Genomic DNA, 838 nt, shown 5'->3' with positions numbered 1-838 from the left:
GTAGCCAAGTTTTCTAATTTTCTGCTAAGCAATGCAATGTTTCACATAAAAGCAGAGAGGATTTTTTTCACTTTGCGCCGATTCTTCACGGTGCGTTTTTTGTTTATGATCTTGTTGCGCTTCGAACGAAATTTGCTAGTGGTATTCCCTGAGTGAATGATGTGTACGTAGTTTCGTCGGCGCAATTTTTCATGGCGCAGGCGTATGACAGCAGGGTGTCCCCCGCGAAGCCGATACCGTTTCCCCTTTTTATAGTCTTTTACTTTATAGATTAGTGTATAAAATGCCGGTGACTTTGCATACATCGGGGCAATTCGTCTCTTTTTCGAGTCGTACATATAGCCGTGCTGATTGATAATAGCTGAAGTTCCTTTTCGAATGCGATGTTTCTTCAACTGGTGGATATAGCTTCTGCGATACAAGTCATCTGAATCCAAACGCACCAAATACAAATAACGGTATCCTTTTAGACGCTTCATAATGCTTTTTTGATAGGAGCTTTTTGGAACGAATCGAATATTTTTAGGGAGTTTACTGTATTTACGCAGCTGTCTTTTTATTTTCTTTCGGGTCCGGTCCTCATATTCTACGAGAGCAACAAAATCCTGGTTGGTCTGCCTTTGCAAGCTCCTCCGCGTATACTTCATAAATATTTTCATGCGTTTTTTAATCCAACGCGTTGAGAATCTCTTCTTGCGGTTGTGATTTAATTTTTTTGAGTTAAAAGCGATCCCAACAATGATTTTCTTGCGTTTTCCCATGCAGCACGCACTCCTTAACCATGCAGAGTCGTCATAACTATTACATGGTATTGGAGTTTGTCAGGTCTTGCTGTAGT

At 40.7% G+C, this 838-nt stretch carries 1 protein-coding gene; it reads right to left on the bottom strand.

What is annotated here, in order from left to right:
• Positions 1-41: 41 nt before the first annotated feature.
• Positions 42-761 (bottom strand): glycosyltransferase, encoded by a 720-nt coding sequence (locus EDM52_RS24260; RefSeq protein WP_122911444.1) that lies wholly within the window; start codon positions 759-761, stop codon positions 42-44.
• Between the last annotated feature and the right edge of the window lie 77 nt (positions 762-838).

Source organism: Brevibacillus invocatus (assembly GCF_003710915.1).
In the GTDB taxonomy this organism is placed as follows: domain Bacteria; phylum Bacillota; class Bacilli; order Brevibacillales; family Brevibacillaceae; genus Brevibacillus; species Brevibacillus invocatus.
Note: the sequence above shows the minus strand (reverse complement) of the source record. Positions and strands in the feature narration are given on the sequence as shown.

Bases quoted from the DNA above. Each gene is read 5' to 3' on its own strand.
- EDM52_RS24260 (WP_122911444.1), bottom strand. From the start codon at position 761: ATGGGAAAACGCAAGAAAATCATTGTTGGGATCGCTTTTAACTCAAAA.